This is a genomic window from Rhizobium sp. N324 (assembly GCF_001664485.1).
Taxonomy (GTDB): domain Bacteria; phylum Pseudomonadota; class Alphaproteobacteria; order Rhizobiales; family Rhizobiaceae; genus Rhizobium.
Genome location: NZ_CP013635.1, coordinates 163,263 through 177,138, shown reverse-complemented (window position 1 = coordinate 177,138; position 13,876 = coordinate 163,263). Strand labels below are relative to the sequence as shown.

Annotated in this window: 10 protein-coding genes and 1 pseudogene; 6 read left to right on the top strand and 5 right to left on the bottom strand. The window is 59.0% G+C overall.

Annotated features, from left to right (window positions below):
- Positions 1-17 precede the first annotated feature (17 nt).
- Positions 18-899, top strand: a complete 882-nt coding sequence (locus AMK05_RS30780) for an alpha/beta hydrolase (protein ID WP_064844974.1) — start codon at positions 18-20, stop codon at positions 897-899.
- Positions 900-1,079: 180 nt separating this feature from the next.
- Here the strand turns inward: AMK05_RS30780 and AMK05_RS30775 are convergent, their stop codons facing one another.
- The 3 genes from AMK05_RS30775 to AMK05_RS30765 all read right to left on the bottom strand — a co-directional run bounded on the left by AMK05_RS30775 (position 1,080) and on the right by AMK05_RS30765 (position 4,277).
- Entirely contained in the window at positions 1,080-2,570 is a 1,491-nt protein-coding gene (locus tag AMK05_RS30775) for a PQQ-dependent sugar dehydrogenase (RefSeq protein ID WP_082935804.1), read from the bottom strand.
- Positions 2,570-3,007 (bottom strand): DUF2231 domain-containing protein, encoded by a 438-nt coding sequence (locus tag AMK05_RS30770; protein ID WP_064843994.1) that lies wholly within the window; start codon positions 3,005-3,007, stop codon positions 2,570-2,572. The genes AMK05_RS30775 and AMK05_RS30770 overlap by 1 nt, the downstream gene beginning before the upstream one ends.
- A gap of 160 nt (positions 3,008-3,167) precedes the next feature.
- Positions 3,168-4,277 (bottom strand): LacI family DNA-binding transcriptional regulator, encoded by a 1,110-nt coding sequence (locus tag AMK05_RS30765; protein ID WP_064843992.1) that lies wholly within the window; start codon positions 4,275-4,277, stop codon positions 3,168-3,170.
- A gap of 324 nt (positions 4,278-4,601) precedes the next feature.
- On the opposite strand from AMK05_RS30765, the gene AMK05_RS30760 reads away from it, so the two are divergent.
- The 3 genes from AMK05_RS30760 to AMK05_RS30750 all read left to right on the top strand — a co-directional run bounded on the left by AMK05_RS30760 (position 4,602) and on the right by AMK05_RS30750 (position 8,251).
- Positions 4,602-5,564 carry a sugar-binding protein gene (locus AMK05_RS30760; RefSeq protein ID WP_064843990.1) on the top strand — a complete coding sequence of 321 codons (963 nt, stop codon included), beginning with the start codon at positions 4,602-4,604 and terminating at the stop codon, positions 5,562-5,564.
- A gap of 78 nt (positions 5,565-5,642) precedes the next feature.
- The gene (locus AMK05_RS30755; RefSeq protein WP_064843988.1) at positions 5,643-7,184 is read left to right on the top strand and encodes a sugar ABC transporter ATP-binding protein; all 1,542 of its coding nucleotides are present in this window, start codon (positions 5,643-5,645) and stop codon (positions 7,182-7,184) included.
- A 41-nt stretch (positions 7,185-7,225) separates the two neighbouring features.
- Positions 7,226-8,251 carry an ABC transporter permease gene (locus AMK05_RS30750; protein ID WP_064843985.1) on the top strand — a complete coding sequence of 342 codons (1,026 nt, stop codon included), beginning with the start codon at positions 7,226-7,228 and terminating at the stop codon, positions 8,249-8,251.
- Positions 8,252-8,419: 168 nt separating this feature from the next.
- On the opposite strand, the gene AMK05_RS30745 is transcribed toward AMK05_RS30750, so the two are convergent.
- Positions 8,420-9,421, bottom strand: a complete 1,002-nt coding sequence (locus tag AMK05_RS30745) for an IS30 family transposase (RefSeq protein ID WP_064843983.1) — start codon at positions 9,419-9,421, stop codon at positions 8,420-8,422.
- A 301-nt stretch (positions 9,422-9,722) separates the two neighbouring features.
- Here AMK05_RS30745 and AMK05_RS30740 point away from each other — a divergent pair.
- Positions 9,723-10,459, top strand: a pseudogene (locus AMK05_RS30740) (hypothetical protein).
- 6 nt (positions 10,460-10,465) lie between these two features.
- Here AMK05_RS30740 and AMK05_RS30735 read toward each other — a convergent pair.
- Positions 10,466-11,887 carry an ISNCY-like element ISRel10 family transposase gene (locus tag AMK05_RS30735; protein ID WP_064838507.1) on the bottom strand — a complete coding sequence of 474 codons (1,422 nt, stop codon included), beginning with the start codon at positions 11,885-11,887 and terminating at the stop codon, positions 10,466-10,468.
- A gap of 1,047 nt (positions 11,888-12,934) precedes the next feature.
- Between AMK05_RS30735 and AMK05_RS30730 the strand changes: the two genes are divergently transcribed.
- Positions 12,935-13,864, top strand: a complete 930-nt coding sequence (locus AMK05_RS30730; protein WP_064843981.1) for a substrate-binding domain-containing protein — start codon at positions 12,935-12,937, stop codon at positions 13,862-13,864.
- The last annotated feature ends 12 nt before the right edge of the window (positions 13,865-13,876 follow it).

Genomic DNA, 13,876 nt, shown 5'->3' with positions numbered 1-13,876 from the left:
CATCAGAAACCGTTCTCATGACTGATCCCGTCGGCGCCTATTCAATGCCCGGAACCTGCTTTTTCGATCTGGCTCCGGCTGCAGGCGGCGAGCCCTATCGCATATTCCTGTCGATTCCGGCGCAGACGCCGCCGCCGGCAGGATGGCCGCTTCTGGTGATGACCGACGGCAACGCTACTTTCCCCTTCGCGGCTGCCAGTCTGGTCACGCAGGCGCCTTATCCCACGGGAACGAATGTCGGTTGGGGGGTGATCGCGGCGATCGGCTATCCCACCGACGAGCCCTATGATGCGCTCCGCCGGTCTTGGGACCTCGGTCCTCCACCGGTCAAATCTTATCCGCCCTTCGTTGAGGGCGGCCCCCCGGTGGTCATCGGAGGGACCGGTAAACTGGTGGATTTCATCGAGAACGAGTTGATCCCCCGGATTGCGGAGATGGTGACCCTGGATCCGCAGCGCCGATCGCTTTTCGGCCATTCCTTCGGCGGCCTCTTTACCCTTTATGCCCTGTTCGAGCGTCCAGGTCTGTTTGCCAACTGGATCGCGGCCAGCCCGACCATCTATTGGGAGAACAGTGAAATCCTCAACAATGAGGCGCGACGTCAACTCATTCCGAGAAATGCGGCCTTCTTGCATTTGTCCGCCGGCGAATATGAGGGCGACGAGTTGGCGCCCTTTCAGTATCGCAACGAGGATGCCGCCCTACGCCTGGAGAAGAGGAAGACGGAGCGGACGGTCCTTTTGGCGCAGGAGATGGCGGAGCGATTGAGCAGCACGGCCGACGGATTGCGTGCCGAGTTCGAACTTTATGCCGGCGAGACCCACATGTCGGTTCTTGCTGCGGCTGTGAACCGTGCGGTCAGCATCGCGTTTGCCGTCGACGGATTGGACGTCAGGTGACGCTCTCTGTAAAGACTTCATCGATCGGCTCCGTTACTCGGAATGCCCCGTATCGAAAACTTTCCATGGCTGGGCTCACGAACGAACCGCCGCGGATCTTGCTGCGATCTTGGTCGGTTAGGGTAGTTCGGCCGACGGACTCCTCATCTGTCGGCCCAGCGGAAAATAAGCGGACATGCTCTAAGGTCCTGAAGCGGGGGCGATCTGCATTTGCGCAGGAGATTGCGCTGTCGAACTCGTCTTTTCTGTTCCAATACCCGGATTCAGATTGCCGGTCGCATCAGTCGAGGCCTGCGGATTTGCCGACAGCTGGTCCGTGCCGATTGGCTGCGGCGAGATTTTGCCGTCGGAGGAAGCAATGCGCCAAACAGTATTGCCGGCGTCATCGGCAACCAGGAGGGCTCCGGTCCCATCGATCCCGACGCCGACCGGCCGTCCTTTTGCCTGGTCACCCTGGATGAAGCCCGTTACCACATCCTGCGCCTTGCCGGATGGCTTGCCGTTTTCGAATGGCACGTACACCACCTTGTAGCCGTTGAAGCTGTCCCTGTTCCAACTGCCGTGCTCGCCGATGAAGGCGCCATTGGCATAGGCGGTTGGAAGCGCCGAATTCATCGAGAAGGTCAGTCCGAGCGCCGCGACGTGGCTTGACAGAGCATAGTCCGGCGGGATCGCCTTATCGACCATGTCCGGCCGCGGCGGATGCACACGCGCATCGACATGTTGGCCATAATAGCTCCAAGGCCAGCCGTAGAAGCCGTCTTCCTTCACCGAGGTCATGTAATCAGGAACAAGGTTCGGACCAAGTTCGTCCCACTCGTTGACGACGGTCCACAGCGCGCCCGTCTCGGGGTTGAAGGTCAGGCCGTTCGGATTGCGCAAACCGGAAGCGAAGACGCGCGCTGCGCCGCTTTGTCGATCGACCTGCCAGATCGCCGCGCGTCCCTTTTCGGCTTCAAGGCCGTTCTCGACAATGTTTGAGTTAGAGCCGACCGAGACGTAAAGCATTTTTCCATCCGGACTGAGCGCCAGATCCTTTGTCCAATGGTGATCGATCGGACCACCTGGAAGCGGGGTCAGGAGCTTCGGTTGGGCTGAGATTTCATTCTGCCCAAGTTCGTAGGGGTAGGCGAGGATGGCACCTGTTGAAGCGACATAAAGAGTGTTGTCGATCCACGCCACGCCGAACGGCGAATCCAGCTTCTTCAGGAGATCGTGCGTCTCGTCCACCGTGCCGTCGCGGTTGGTGTCACGCAGCAATGTGATGATGTTGCTTTCTTTCTTCTCACCAACATCGCCATGGGAGATGGACATAATCCAGCCACGGATGAAATCCTTCGGCCGTGAGGTCGGTTCGACAGACGGTCCGCGGGACTGGATCACCAGCACGTCGCCATTCGGCAAGGTATGGACCGTCCGAGGGTTGGCGAGGCCCTTGGCATAGGCCGTGACCGTCAAGCCTTCCGGCGCGGCCGGCGCCTCGCCATCCTTCCACCCGACGACCTCCGCCACCTTTAGGTCCGGAAGCAGGGAGAAAGCCGGATCCGGGAGGACCGGGTTTGGTCCGATTTGCTGAGAAATATCAAAATTTCCGCTCTGCGCGTAAGCCGCAAGGCTCACGGCCACTGATAACGACAGAACGGAAGCGCCGAGGATCTGGGGCTTCATCATCATATCCTCCAGGCCAGTCTGGCATATTTGTGGGCAGAAACGGCTGCAGCCACGAGGCAGAACAGAAAAGTCGCAGCCGAGAGCATCAGTCCATAAGGCACCACGGCCGTCCAACCGTCGCCCGCATGGACAAGGCTATTGGCAAAGGCGAGTGCCAGTATGATCAGGTAGAGGAGGGCAGACAGGACGGGAGGCCGCAGCGGGCGGGTGCGCGGACGCAGCAGATCCATTAATCCGGCCAGAATCGCAAACCCACCGAACACCAGTCCGGCGAATAGCAGCCAAGCGGAAAAATTCTGCCACATCAAATTGCCGCTCCGCCAGAAAGCGATATCGGTCGCGAGTGCGAGCGTAAAGCAGACGAAGGGAAAAGGCACAAAGAGCGACTGTAGCGGGTAGGCGGCCGCGTCTCTATCCCTGGAGGAAAGTATAGCCATGAGCATGCTCCATGGGGCAAAGTGCTTGGAGAGTGCCTACCAAACCGCCGCGGCAGGAGATGGTTCCGTATTCGTGGAACGACTGTGGCACGGCCTAGGCGAAGTATGGTCGGCTGGCCGTTCCTGCGTGACCGATACAGGGCCGCGGGGCGAGACGATCCTACGGCGAGGCGTGAACGCCATCGAGGATCTGCTGCGCCGCGGCCCGCGGCGCGGCGACGGAATGGCGCTTGACGAGCGAGCATTCGAGCTTGGCAATTGGATAGCGCTTGCCGGGCATGGTTTCCGGGTTGAGGTGTTCGATCGCCCATTGCCCCATGGCAAGATGCGGAAGGACCGAAGTGGTCAGCGGGGGGACGAGATGCCGTGAAATTTCCTCGTCGTCATAACCCACCACCGACATGTCCTGGGGAATGCGAAGCCCTGCATCCTTGAGCGCTTCGTAGCAGCCGATGGCGGTGCGGTCGTTCTGGCAGAAGATCGCGGTCGGCGGCTCTTTCAGCGCAAGCAGTTTCATCGTGGCGGCATAGCCGGCGCCGGCTGACCAGTCGCCTTCGATGACCAATTCCGGATCGAAGGGGATATCGGCGGTCGCCAGCGCCCGGCGATATCCCGTCAGCCGGTCCTGCGCGGCCTGCATCCAGATTTCGCCGGTGATCGTCGCGATGCGATGGTGTCCGTGCGTGATTAGATGCCGGGTGGAACTCTGGCCTCCCGCGATCTCGCTTGGCACGACGGCTGGAAAAGCATGGTCCGCCGTATAACAATTCAAGAGGACCGTCGGGATGTTGAGCTTGCCGATATAGGAGGGAAGCTCGACCTGGCGGGTATAGATCGTCATATAGATGAGCGCCGATATGCCGCCGCTCGTCAACGCCTGGATGGCTCTCGGCTCCATGATGGGATCACTGAGCGTTTGGGCGACTAACAAGACATTGCCGGCGTTCCAGGAGGCTTGCCGCGCGCCTTCGATCGCAACGATCGCTTCCGGGCTGGTGGCAAGCTGATCCACCGCAAAACCGATCACATTGTCCAGTCCCGAATAAGAGGCCTTCGCTGTATAAGTCGTCCCGGTATAGCCGAGCGCCCGCGCCGCCTCCCATACGCGGTCGCGAGTCTGCTGCGAGATACGGGTTCCGGGTGTGTCGTTGAGAACGAAGGAGACTGCCGCCTGCGAACAGCCGGCCGCCGCGGCAATATCCATCATGGTCACGCGGGCAGGCTTGTCCACGGCGGACTTATTGCTCTTATGGGTCTTGGCTTGTCGCATTCGCGAAAACTGTCTCGCTTGGGTTCGCTGTTTTGGTAATTACTATTAGCATCTATCTGAAAGCGCTGGCAATTGCATCAACTGCTGCAATTTCACCTGATTACTGACTATTGCCAGTACAAAATTGCATTCTGGTCGGTGCATGATGAAATGTTTTGATCCGCATTGATAATACTATTTACTAATTAAAATTCTTCTATACCGTCACGGAGCGATCGGAACCAATGCCACTCGTCGCTGTGCGACGGCCCTGGGAGGGGGCGCATCCGGCCGGCCGTAAGTCAAAACGGGCCCATGCGACTGCGGCCCCTCGGGAGGTGTATTATGAAACAGCTGAAACGCAATGCAGCCCTGTTCTTCGCCGGTTTGATGCTGAGCGCGGCGCCGGCTGCCGTATCGCATGCCGCCGACAAGCCGACACTTGCATTCGTCGTCAACGGAGCGTCCGACTTCTGGAAGGCCGCAGAGGCGGGCGTGAAGAAGGCGCAGGGCGAAATGCCGGACTACCAGATGGAACTGAAATATCCAGAGCAGGCGGCTGTTGCCATTCAGCAGCGTCTGATGGAAGATCTCGTCAGCGCCGGCGTCAAGGGAATTATGGTCTCCGCTGTCGATCCCAAGACCCAGACGGACGGCCTCAATAAGATCGGCTCGCAGACGGCTCTGTTCACCACTGACAGCGACGCGCCGAAGACCAACCGCGTTGCCTATATCGGTTCCTCGAACGTCGACGCTGGCAAGCAGGCCGCCGAAATCGCTAAGAAGGCGATGCCGGACGGCGGTAAGTGCATGGGTTTCGTCGGTCTGCTCGGCGCCGATAACGCCCGCGAACGCATCGAAGGGATGAAGGAAGGGCTCAAGGGTACCAAGATCGAGCTTGTCGACGTTCGTGGTGACGACATCGACCAGACGCGCGCCAAAAAGAACGTCGAGGATGCGCTGGTGGCCAGCCCCGACCTGACCTGCATGGTCGGCTTCTACTCCTACAACACGCCGCGCATCTATGAGGCGCTGCGCGATGCCGGCAAACTCGGCCAGATCACCGTCGTCGGCTTTGATGACGATCCGATCACGCTCGGCGGCGTCAAAGAAGGCACGATCGCGGCAACCGTCGTACAGCAGCCGTTCGAATGGGCCTATCAGGGCATGAAATTGATGGCCGCCTACCTCAAGGGCGACAAATCCGGCGTTCCCGCCGATGGCCTGATCATCATCCCGACGGTGATCATCGGCAAGGATGACGTTGACAAATATGCTGCCAACCTGAAGGCCATGGCTGGAAAGTAACCTCTTTCGCGGCGGCGGCACTCACCGCCGCCGCGAAAGGCATTTCATGCCGACGGCATCAGCAGCCATGGACAGCCGATGAACCATAGTTCCGACATCCCGTCACCGGGCGCGCCCGGAACGCCATTCCTGTCGCTTTCCGGCGTTGGCAAGACCTATCCGGGCGTCGTTGCGCTCGAAGGCCTGTCAATGGACATCATGCCAGGCGAGGTCATCGGCCTTGTCGGCGAAAACGGCGCTGGAAAATCGACGCTGATGAAGATTCTCGGCGGCGTGATCGCCCCCGACCGAGGCACGATCCTGCTCGACGGGGCGGAGCTTCGCTCCCTCACGGTGGAATCGAGCATCTCATCCGGCATCGCCTTCGTGCATCAGGAACTCAATCTCTTCGACAATCTCGACGTGGCGGCCAATATTTTCCTCGGCCGCGAGCCGCTGAAGGCCGGACCTTTCAAGCTCGTCGATCGCGATCGGCTGCGAGGCATGGCCAAGCCGCTCCTGAAGCGCGTCGGGGCTCATTTTTCCGCCGACACGCCGGTGGCGTCGCTTTCCCTTGCCGAGCAACAGATGGTGGAAATCGCCAAGGCGCTGTCCATCAACGCCAGGCTCGTCATTTTCGACGAACCGACGTCCAGCCTGCCGCTGGCCGAAACCGAACGGCTACTCAGCATTATCAAATCGCTGAAAGCCGACGGCATCAGCGTCATTTTCATCTCGCATCGCCTCCACGAGGTTGAGCGTGTCGCCGACCGCGTCGTCGTGCTGCGCGACGGCACGCTTGTCGGCACGCTCGCCAGGAAAGACATCGGCCACGACCAGATGGTCAAACTGATGATCGGCCGGGTGCTCGCGGCTCGGACCGCAAAACCGCAGCGCTCGCCGGGCTCGGTGGCGCTGAAGGCAAGCGGCGTGCGCACCGAGGCCTATCCCGGCCGTCCCGTCGATCTGGAAATCCGCTATGGAGAAATCATGGGGCTTGCGGGCCTCGTCGGGTCGGGCCGTACCGAGCTTGCAAGGGTATTCTTCGGCATCGACCGGAGCTACGGCGGAACCATCCTGCAGGACGGGCAGGAAATTTCTGTCCGTTCCGCCCGCGACGCCGTCGCTCGCGGCATTTTCCTGGTGCCGGAGGATCGCAAGCGCAACGGCACTCTCCTCGATTTTCCCATCGCCCAGAACATAACCCTTGCCGATCTTCCCAAGCTTTCCAGCCGTTTCATGCTTTCTGCCGAACGGGAGACGGCGGCGGCCGAAAAGCAGCGGGTTCGCCTTGCGATCAAGGCACCTTCCGTTTCAACGCGAACCGGCACGCTATCCGGCGGCAACCAGCAGAAGGTGGTGCTTGCCAAATGGTTGTCGATGAGCCCGAGGGTGATGATCTTCGACGAGCCGACGCGCGGCATCGATATCGGCGCGAAGAACGAGATCTACGGCCTGATGCGGGCGCTTGCCGATGCCGGGGTGGCAATCCTGATGATCTCCAGCGACATGGAAGAGGTGATCGGCGTTTCCGACCGCATCGCCGTCATGCATGAGGGCCAGATCGCCGGCATCTTGGAAGAGGACGAATTCAGCCAGGAAAGCGTGCTTTTGCTTGCCGTCGGCAAAAGCGTAAAATAGCGGCTGCGGCCAATACACAAGTATCGGGGAATGGATCTCGAATGGTCAAAAAAGATCTGGGACTGCTGCTTTTGATCGTCGTCGTCGGCATCGTCGTCGCCATCATCAATCCGCGCTTCCTGCTGCCGATCAATCTTGCCAACACCGCCAACCTGATCGGCCTGTTCGGCATCCTGTCGATCGGCCAAGCCTTTGTCATCATTACCGGCGGTATTGAGCTTTCCGTAGGTTCGCTCGTCGCCCTTCTCGGCGTGCTGTTCGTCGATTTCATCGCGGTCCAGGATATGCCGTGGATGCTGGCGCTGCCGCTCATTCTCGCGCTTGGCGCGGTCATCGGCGCCGTCCACGGCTGGCTGATCACCCGGCTCAACCTGCAGCCCTTCGTCGTCACCCTCTGCGGCCTGCTGATTTATCGCGGGGCAGCGCGATTCTACACCGCCGACGGCACGGCGGGCTTTGCGTTCGGCCAGAATTTCCCGGACCTCGAATTCCTGACCGCCGGAAGACTCTACGGCGTTCCCAACACCTTCATCGCACTCGTCATCATCGCCGTGGTGATGTGGATCATGCTGCATCGCTCCGTCTTCGGGCGTTATCTTTACGCCATCGGGAAGAACGAGGAGGCGGCCCGCTATTCCGGTATCCGCACTGGCCGCATGATCATGTCGGCCTATATCATTTGCGGGCTGCTGACGGCGCTTTCGGCGATTTATTTCGCCATGTACACACGCTCGATCTCACCGGCGAGCCATGGCCAGTTCTACGAACTCTACGCGATTGCCGCCGCCGTCCTCGGCGGCTTTTCGCTGCGCGGCGGCGAGGGCTCGATCGTCGGCGTGGTGCTCGGCACGGTCCTGCTCCAGGAGCTGCAGAATCTCGTCAATCTGCTTGGCATCCCGTCGTCGCTGAATTTCGCCGTCATGGGCGGCGTGATCCTCATCGGCGTCCTGATCGACCAGCAATGGCACGCCATCCGCGTACAGCGCCGCCTCATCTCCGCCGCCCGGCAGACCGAAGCCCGTCATTCGAACGAAGGCAGCGTGCCGGTCGCTGCCAACCAGGATTAGGCCGTCGGCTGCAGGTCACGCTCGCTCATCGCAATCAGTCCCATCCGCTTGTCTCCCGCGCCATCAAACGCGGGGAGAGTGACATTCCAACTTTGCAGAAACAGGACACTTCAACTTTGCGGTGGAGAATCTAACCCAAGCGCATCATGCCGTTTTGAGGGTAGGGGATCAGGCCCCATCTTGCAAATGTGTGAGGAAGACTTCGGCCGGCGTTCGATAGCCGAGGCACTTTCTCGGCTGGTCGTTAAGCTGACGAGCGAGCTGGATCAGGTCCTGCTGCGAGACGGCCGTCAGGTCCGTCTCGCCCGGCATGAAGCGGCGGATACGTTTGTTGGTGTTTTCCACCGCGCCTTTCTGCCACGGTGCGCTGGGATCGCAGAACCAGCTGCGTGCGCCGATACCGTCTTCCAAAGCCCTGAATCCGGCAAACTCCGTGCCGCGGTCGAAGGTGAAGCTCTGGCGTGCGAATGCCGGCAAAGGAGAGAATGCTTCGATGATCTTGTCCATGATCGGCCGCGAGTGCCGGCTCTGGTTCTTGATCATCACGGTGTAGCGGCTTTTGCGCTCGACCAATGAGGTGAGGTTGGCGGGACCCATATCACGTCGGAAGATCAGCAGGTCGCCCTCCCAATGGCCGAATTGTGATCGATCGTCAATAAAATCAGGTCGTTGCGATATCTTGTGAGCTCCAGGAAACACGCTGTCGCGTGGTTTTCTGGAGCCGCGAGGACGGCGTTTGCGGCGCGCCTCGGGCAAGTAGCGATAGAGGCCCAACCCATAATCTTCCTTGCCGTAGACGAAGCGATAGATCGTTTCGGCGCAAATCCGAACGAGACTGAGGCCGTCCGCCCATAGGCGGCCAGCAATCTGCTCGGGCGACCAGCAGGCCTGCAATCTGTCGATGATCAGTTCGCGCAATTGCGGATGCCGTCTGAGCTTGCGCAGGCGTTGCCGCCGATCCTTGGCGATGTCGTTGGCAACCGTCGAGTAATAGCCGCTATATTCGGGAAGTTCGCGATCATGGAACGTATTGCGCCTGATCTCGCGATAGATCGTCGAGCGGTGCCGGCCGAGCTGGCGCGCCATCTCATTGACCGGCACCTTGCGTTCGACAAGCTGGTGCAGCCGACGACGATCGGCGAGGGTCAGTTGCAAATAGCATCGGGACATTCCAAAATCTCCAAAGGGAAGCCATTGTTTTTTCTGGCATGTCGCAGTTGGAAATAGAATGTGCCCCTCTACAGTAGTTGTCAAAGCCGAATAGGGCTGCGACATTGTCAGCCAGTTAGAAACGCGACACTGGCACCGATGATCAGCCCCCGATCCGACCGGCTGGGCCGGGTTGAAAGGGCGGAGCGGGGGCGGGTGAAAGAACACCTCTTCGGCTTTAGCTTTCTCAATAGCAATTGTTCAGTCGCCGGCTGATACTCGCTTTTATCTGAATTGAGCGGGTAGGGATCAAAGCTGCACGATGCTTCCGGAAATCAAGCTGCAGGGTGACGTCGATGTCGCCGCGCTGTCACCTCTTCTTCGCGGCATGCTTCTGTCCGTTGCCTATGCTGACGGTGAGGGTGGCATAGGATTGACCGCGACCGGTGCTATGAACCGCAAATTCGTACATTGGGCCGCTGTGAACTTCCTGTGGCCCGACTTCACAGCTGAAGACCTTTACAGCATGAACAAAGTGCTGAACGAAAGCGACATGCCGCCGCTCTGGGTCGTGCGGGACATGACCCGCCATCTGAAGCTTCTTCGCCGGAAAAAGGATGTGCTGCTGCCAACCAGACGCGGCCGGGAGTTTCTGGTGAACCCGCAAGCCTTCTTCGATCTCGTGGCCACAGACTATCTCTACTCGTATGTCCATGCCACCGAGCGGGAAGCTGAGGTGCAAGCGCGCCTACGCTGGTGGCGCATGTTCCTCAATCTTCTCAATATCAAGGCGAGAGAAGGCTGTACGCCTTTGGACGTCGTGAAGATCCTCTATCCAGACACGGCACCTCTGTCCGCCACCGAAATGACCCTGGAAGCCTGGGAGCTCAAATCCGATCTCCAATATGGCGTCCTGCGGCGCCTGTGCTGGCTGGGCCTGCTTTATGAGGCACGAGAAGGGCTCACGCTTCTTCAAGACGGAGCCTTCCACAAGACGCGCTTTGGTCCGCCTGCCTGCAATTGGAGTCAGATACGCAAAGCGATATCGGCGTGAATTGACGCCCTTTATTCCGCAGCCGGCTGCCTCAATAACGCTTTCTCCCGCCGTGCGATCACCGCCGGATCGTTCATGTAATCCGTTCTCGGCTTGCGTCCACGCTTCTGGTAGCCGTTCCCCGTGCTGCCATCGCGAATGCCGAACATATGGTCCGTCTGCCCAGTTCGCCGTGGTCCGCCCTTGCTGCGCTGCTGCTCCCGCCCAGCCTGCAGCTCGGCGACAACAGACAGCATGTCGTCCAACCGCTTGTTATCGACGACCTCGGCGCGATGCACGGAGCGTAACGTGTCAAAGGTTCGGTAGGGCAGGGCAAAGCTCTCGTGCATGATCTCGAGGCGCCCGTCCGGATAGTCGCAAACGACGACCTTCTTACCCGCCAGGGACCTGGAAAGATCTGTCGGATCAAGGATGAACAGCACCTTGTCATAGCGCAGCGTCAAAGCCTGCGACAGCGTGCGAACTTCCTTGCGGCACATGGCGCCATCGAGGTTCTCGTGGTCGGCCAACGGCCGGTGCATGTCCTTCGGATTACGCGGCTGTTTGCCAAAACGCGCGTTGAAATCCGCAATGAACTCAGGCGCATAGGCGTTGGCTTCCTCGATCGTGTCGATGCCGCGCAGCCGCATTTCCTTGACCAGCCGATCCTGCAGTGTCTGGTTCGCACGTTCGACGCGGCCTTTGGCCTGCGGGGTATTGGCACAGATGATGTCGATGTTCAGCTCATAAAGCGCGCGGCCGAATTGTGTCAGGCCGCTCGTCCGGTCCTTCTCCGACGCATGGGTCGAACGAAAGACGCCGTGCTTGTCACTGTAGAAGGCCAGCGGTTTGCCCCATTGCTGCAGATAGGCCTTGGTCGCGTGCAGATAGTCGAAGGTGTTCTCCGAGCCGGCAAACCGTAGATGCAGCAGCTTGCCGGTGGCGTCGTCGATATAGACGAGCAGGGCGCATTTGGGCCCACGGTTCTCGAACCACCAGTGATGCGAGCCATCGATCTGTACCAGTTCGCCAAAGCAATCACGTCGGCCGCGTGGCTGGAAAACCCGCTTCTTGCGTTCCCGACGCGAGACCCAGATGCCGGCCTCGGTCATCCATTGCCGCAGGGTCTCCTTGGCGACCGAGATCCGGTGCAGCTCGATCAGCTTCTCACGCGCCAGCGTCGGACCGAAATCCAGATAGCGTTCACGGATCAGATTCAGCGCCGCATTGCGAAACTCCTCGCTATGGCGCCGGTTGCTCGGTCGCGATCGCTTCTTGGAAACAAGCCCGGCCGGACCATCCCGGTCATAGGCCTGCAGCAGCCGATGGACCTGACTTCGACTGAGGTCGAGCCGTTCGGCGGCCTGCACAACGCTCAGGCGTTCGTCACGGATCTTCTGGATGAGTTCGAGGCGATGCAATTCTTTCTGCGACATAGTGATCATAAAGGACATGACGACTCCGACCGCTCATGGTCTCGACCAGGCTGAAGGTCGTCATCCTTGCTCCCGACATTGGCATTGACCAGTTGTCGAGAGGCGAGATTGTCGCATCTCTAACTGGCCCAACTGTCGCATTACTAAATAGCCTCTACAGTAGTCTGTTGCATAAGATAGCTTATGGAACATATCAGGGTAAGCCGACGGTTCCGCCCATGCCTTTGATTTCACTGGGTTGTGAACTCTGGTGGCCTCTGGCTTGTCCAGCGGCGCTGCTGTCGAGGGATAGCAGATTGCAGGCCTCGTGAAACCTTGCCGCCTTAAGATGTCCCAGCAGCGTGGGGCCTAACAGTCTTTCCCTCCAGTCATGGAAAGATATGAGCCTCACATCATCAAATGCCGCCACCGGCCGATAAATGGAACTTTGGGATAGCTGTCTAACGTTCTTGTTCGGCGCTACCGTGGAATCGCGAGTTAAATTGATAGGGTTTCGTGTTGCGAGAGTCGCAATGATCGATTTTAGAACGAATACAATAGGCAGCGACCACAGCCTTCAGCGCCAGGGGCCGATAAAGCGCCTCCAAATCGCAAACCCGAATCTCACTATCAATTCTCTTCATGGTCATACGGCCTCCACTATCTAAGCCACATCCTTTATGAGCTTGATGCTCCAAACGCGAGTTGGGGTGCGTTGGTGACAAATTGCCGGAGCTTCCCGGTTTCATTCCAACGGTCAGCAAATGCTGGCGGGTCGCGACTGGGTTGCTCCGTCTCACGAACTGCAGCCGTCTCGGATCACACGCCCCTCAGTTGCTATGGCCGAAGTCTCGATCCCAAAACGGTGTTGGCTTGTGGGGAGTACAGTAGCCCACTCGATTCTTATGTTAACGTATACAAACACGGCAATTGCGGAATGTCAACGATTACATCGTATTTGACTTGTCCAAGATTGCGATGACAACGATCGCCTTTCTTTTTCGGAGTCGCCCGTGGTTTCCGTTAAATCAATTTTCACTAAAATTGCTGAAGCTCCTTTTGCTAGCGGTTATTTTGGGTGAGGACATGAAGAGCGTCATTATTTCTGCATTGCTAATGATAACGATTACATCGGTTGCGCAAAGTGAAACTCTCGGCGTCTCGGTCGCCGATCTCGATAAATTCAACACCACCCTTTTGAACGGACTACTGTCGCATGCGAAGGACAAGGCCGGATTAAAGGTGGTCACTCAGAATGCCAAGGGCGACAATGATCTGCAAAAGAAGCAGATCCAGGAACTCGTCGCCGACAAGGTCGATGCCCTCATCGTCCTGCTCTCCGATGGCGATCTCGGGGCACAATTGACGCCGATCGCCGCCAGTGCCGGAATTCCTCTGGTTTATGTGAATAATGTCCCTGCCAATGTCGCCGACTTACCGGAAAACCAGGCGGTGGTCGCTTCAGATGAGAAGGAATCGGGGACGTTGCAAGCCAAGGAGGTTTGCAGACTTCTCAACGGAAAAGGACGAGTCGCCGTACTGATCGGCGAGCCCTTCCATGCCGCGGCCCGGGCCCGCACCACGGATATCGACGATGTCATTGCGACGTCGGCGTGCAAGGATCTAAAGGTGGTCGAACGCCAGACAGCTTACTGGTCGCCAGAGTTCGCGGACGCCCAAGTCCAGGAATGGCTCTCCGCCGGCGTCAAATTCGACGCCGTCATCGCAAACAATGACGACATGGCGCTCGGCGCCATTCGCGCACTGAAGCGGAACGGCATTCCCATGAAGGAGGTGGTGGTTGCCGGCATCGATGCCATCGATGACGCTTTGGCTGAAATGGCTGCGGGCGATCTTGCCGTCACTGTTTTCCAAAATGCAGCCGGACAAGGCGCCGGTGCCGTGGATGCTGCCGTCAAGCTCATGCGCGGCGAAAAGGTTCCCCGGGAAAACTACATTCCGTTCGAACTCGTCACACCCCAAAACATCGCGCGTTACCTGCCGAAGAGCCAGTGAGCCTGTGAGGAT

What these genes read in the sequence shown, in the direction of transcription:
- AMK05_RS30750 (WP_064843985.1), top strand. Translation starts at nt 7,226, where the DNA reads ATGGTCAAAAAAGATCTGGGACTGCTGCTTTTGATCGTCGTCGTCGGC.
- AMK05_RS30745 (WP_064843983.1), bottom strand. Translation starts at nt 9,421, where the DNA reads ATGTCCCGATGCTATTTGCAACTGACCCTCGCCGATCGTCGTCGGCTG.
- AMK05_RS30775 (WP_082935804.1), bottom strand. Translation starts at nt 2,570, where the DNA reads ATGATGAAGCCCCAGATCCTCGGCGCTTCCGTTCTGTCGTTATCAGTG.
- AMK05_RS30780 (WP_064844974.1), top strand. Translation starts at nt 18, where the DNA reads ATGACTGATCCCGTCGGCGCCTATTCAATGCCCGGAACCTGCTTTTTC.
- AMK05_RS30765 (WP_064843992.1), bottom strand. Translation starts at nt 4,277, where the DNA reads ATGCGACAAGCCAAGACCCATAAGAGCAATAAGTCCGCCGTGGACAAG.
- AMK05_RS30755 (WP_064843988.1), top strand. Translation starts at nt 5,643, where the DNA reads ATGAACCATAGTTCCGACATCCCGTCACCGGGCGCGCCCGGAACGCCA.
- AMK05_RS30730 (WP_064843981.1), top strand. Translation starts at nt 12,935, where the DNA reads ATGAAGAGCGTCATTATTTCTGCATTGCTAATGATAACGATTACATCG.
- AMK05_RS30760 (WP_064843990.1), top strand. Translation starts at nt 4,602, where the DNA reads ATGAAACAGCTGAAACGCAATGCAGCCCTGTTCTTCGCCGGTTTGATG.
- AMK05_RS30735 (WP_064838507.1), bottom strand. Translation starts at nt 11,887, where the DNA reads ATGTCCTTTATGATCACTATGTCGCAGAAAGAATTGCATCGCCTCGAA.
- AMK05_RS30770 (WP_064843994.1), bottom strand. Translation starts at nt 3,007, where the DNA reads ATGGCTATACTTTCCTCCAGGGATAGAGACGCGGCCGCCTACCCGCTA.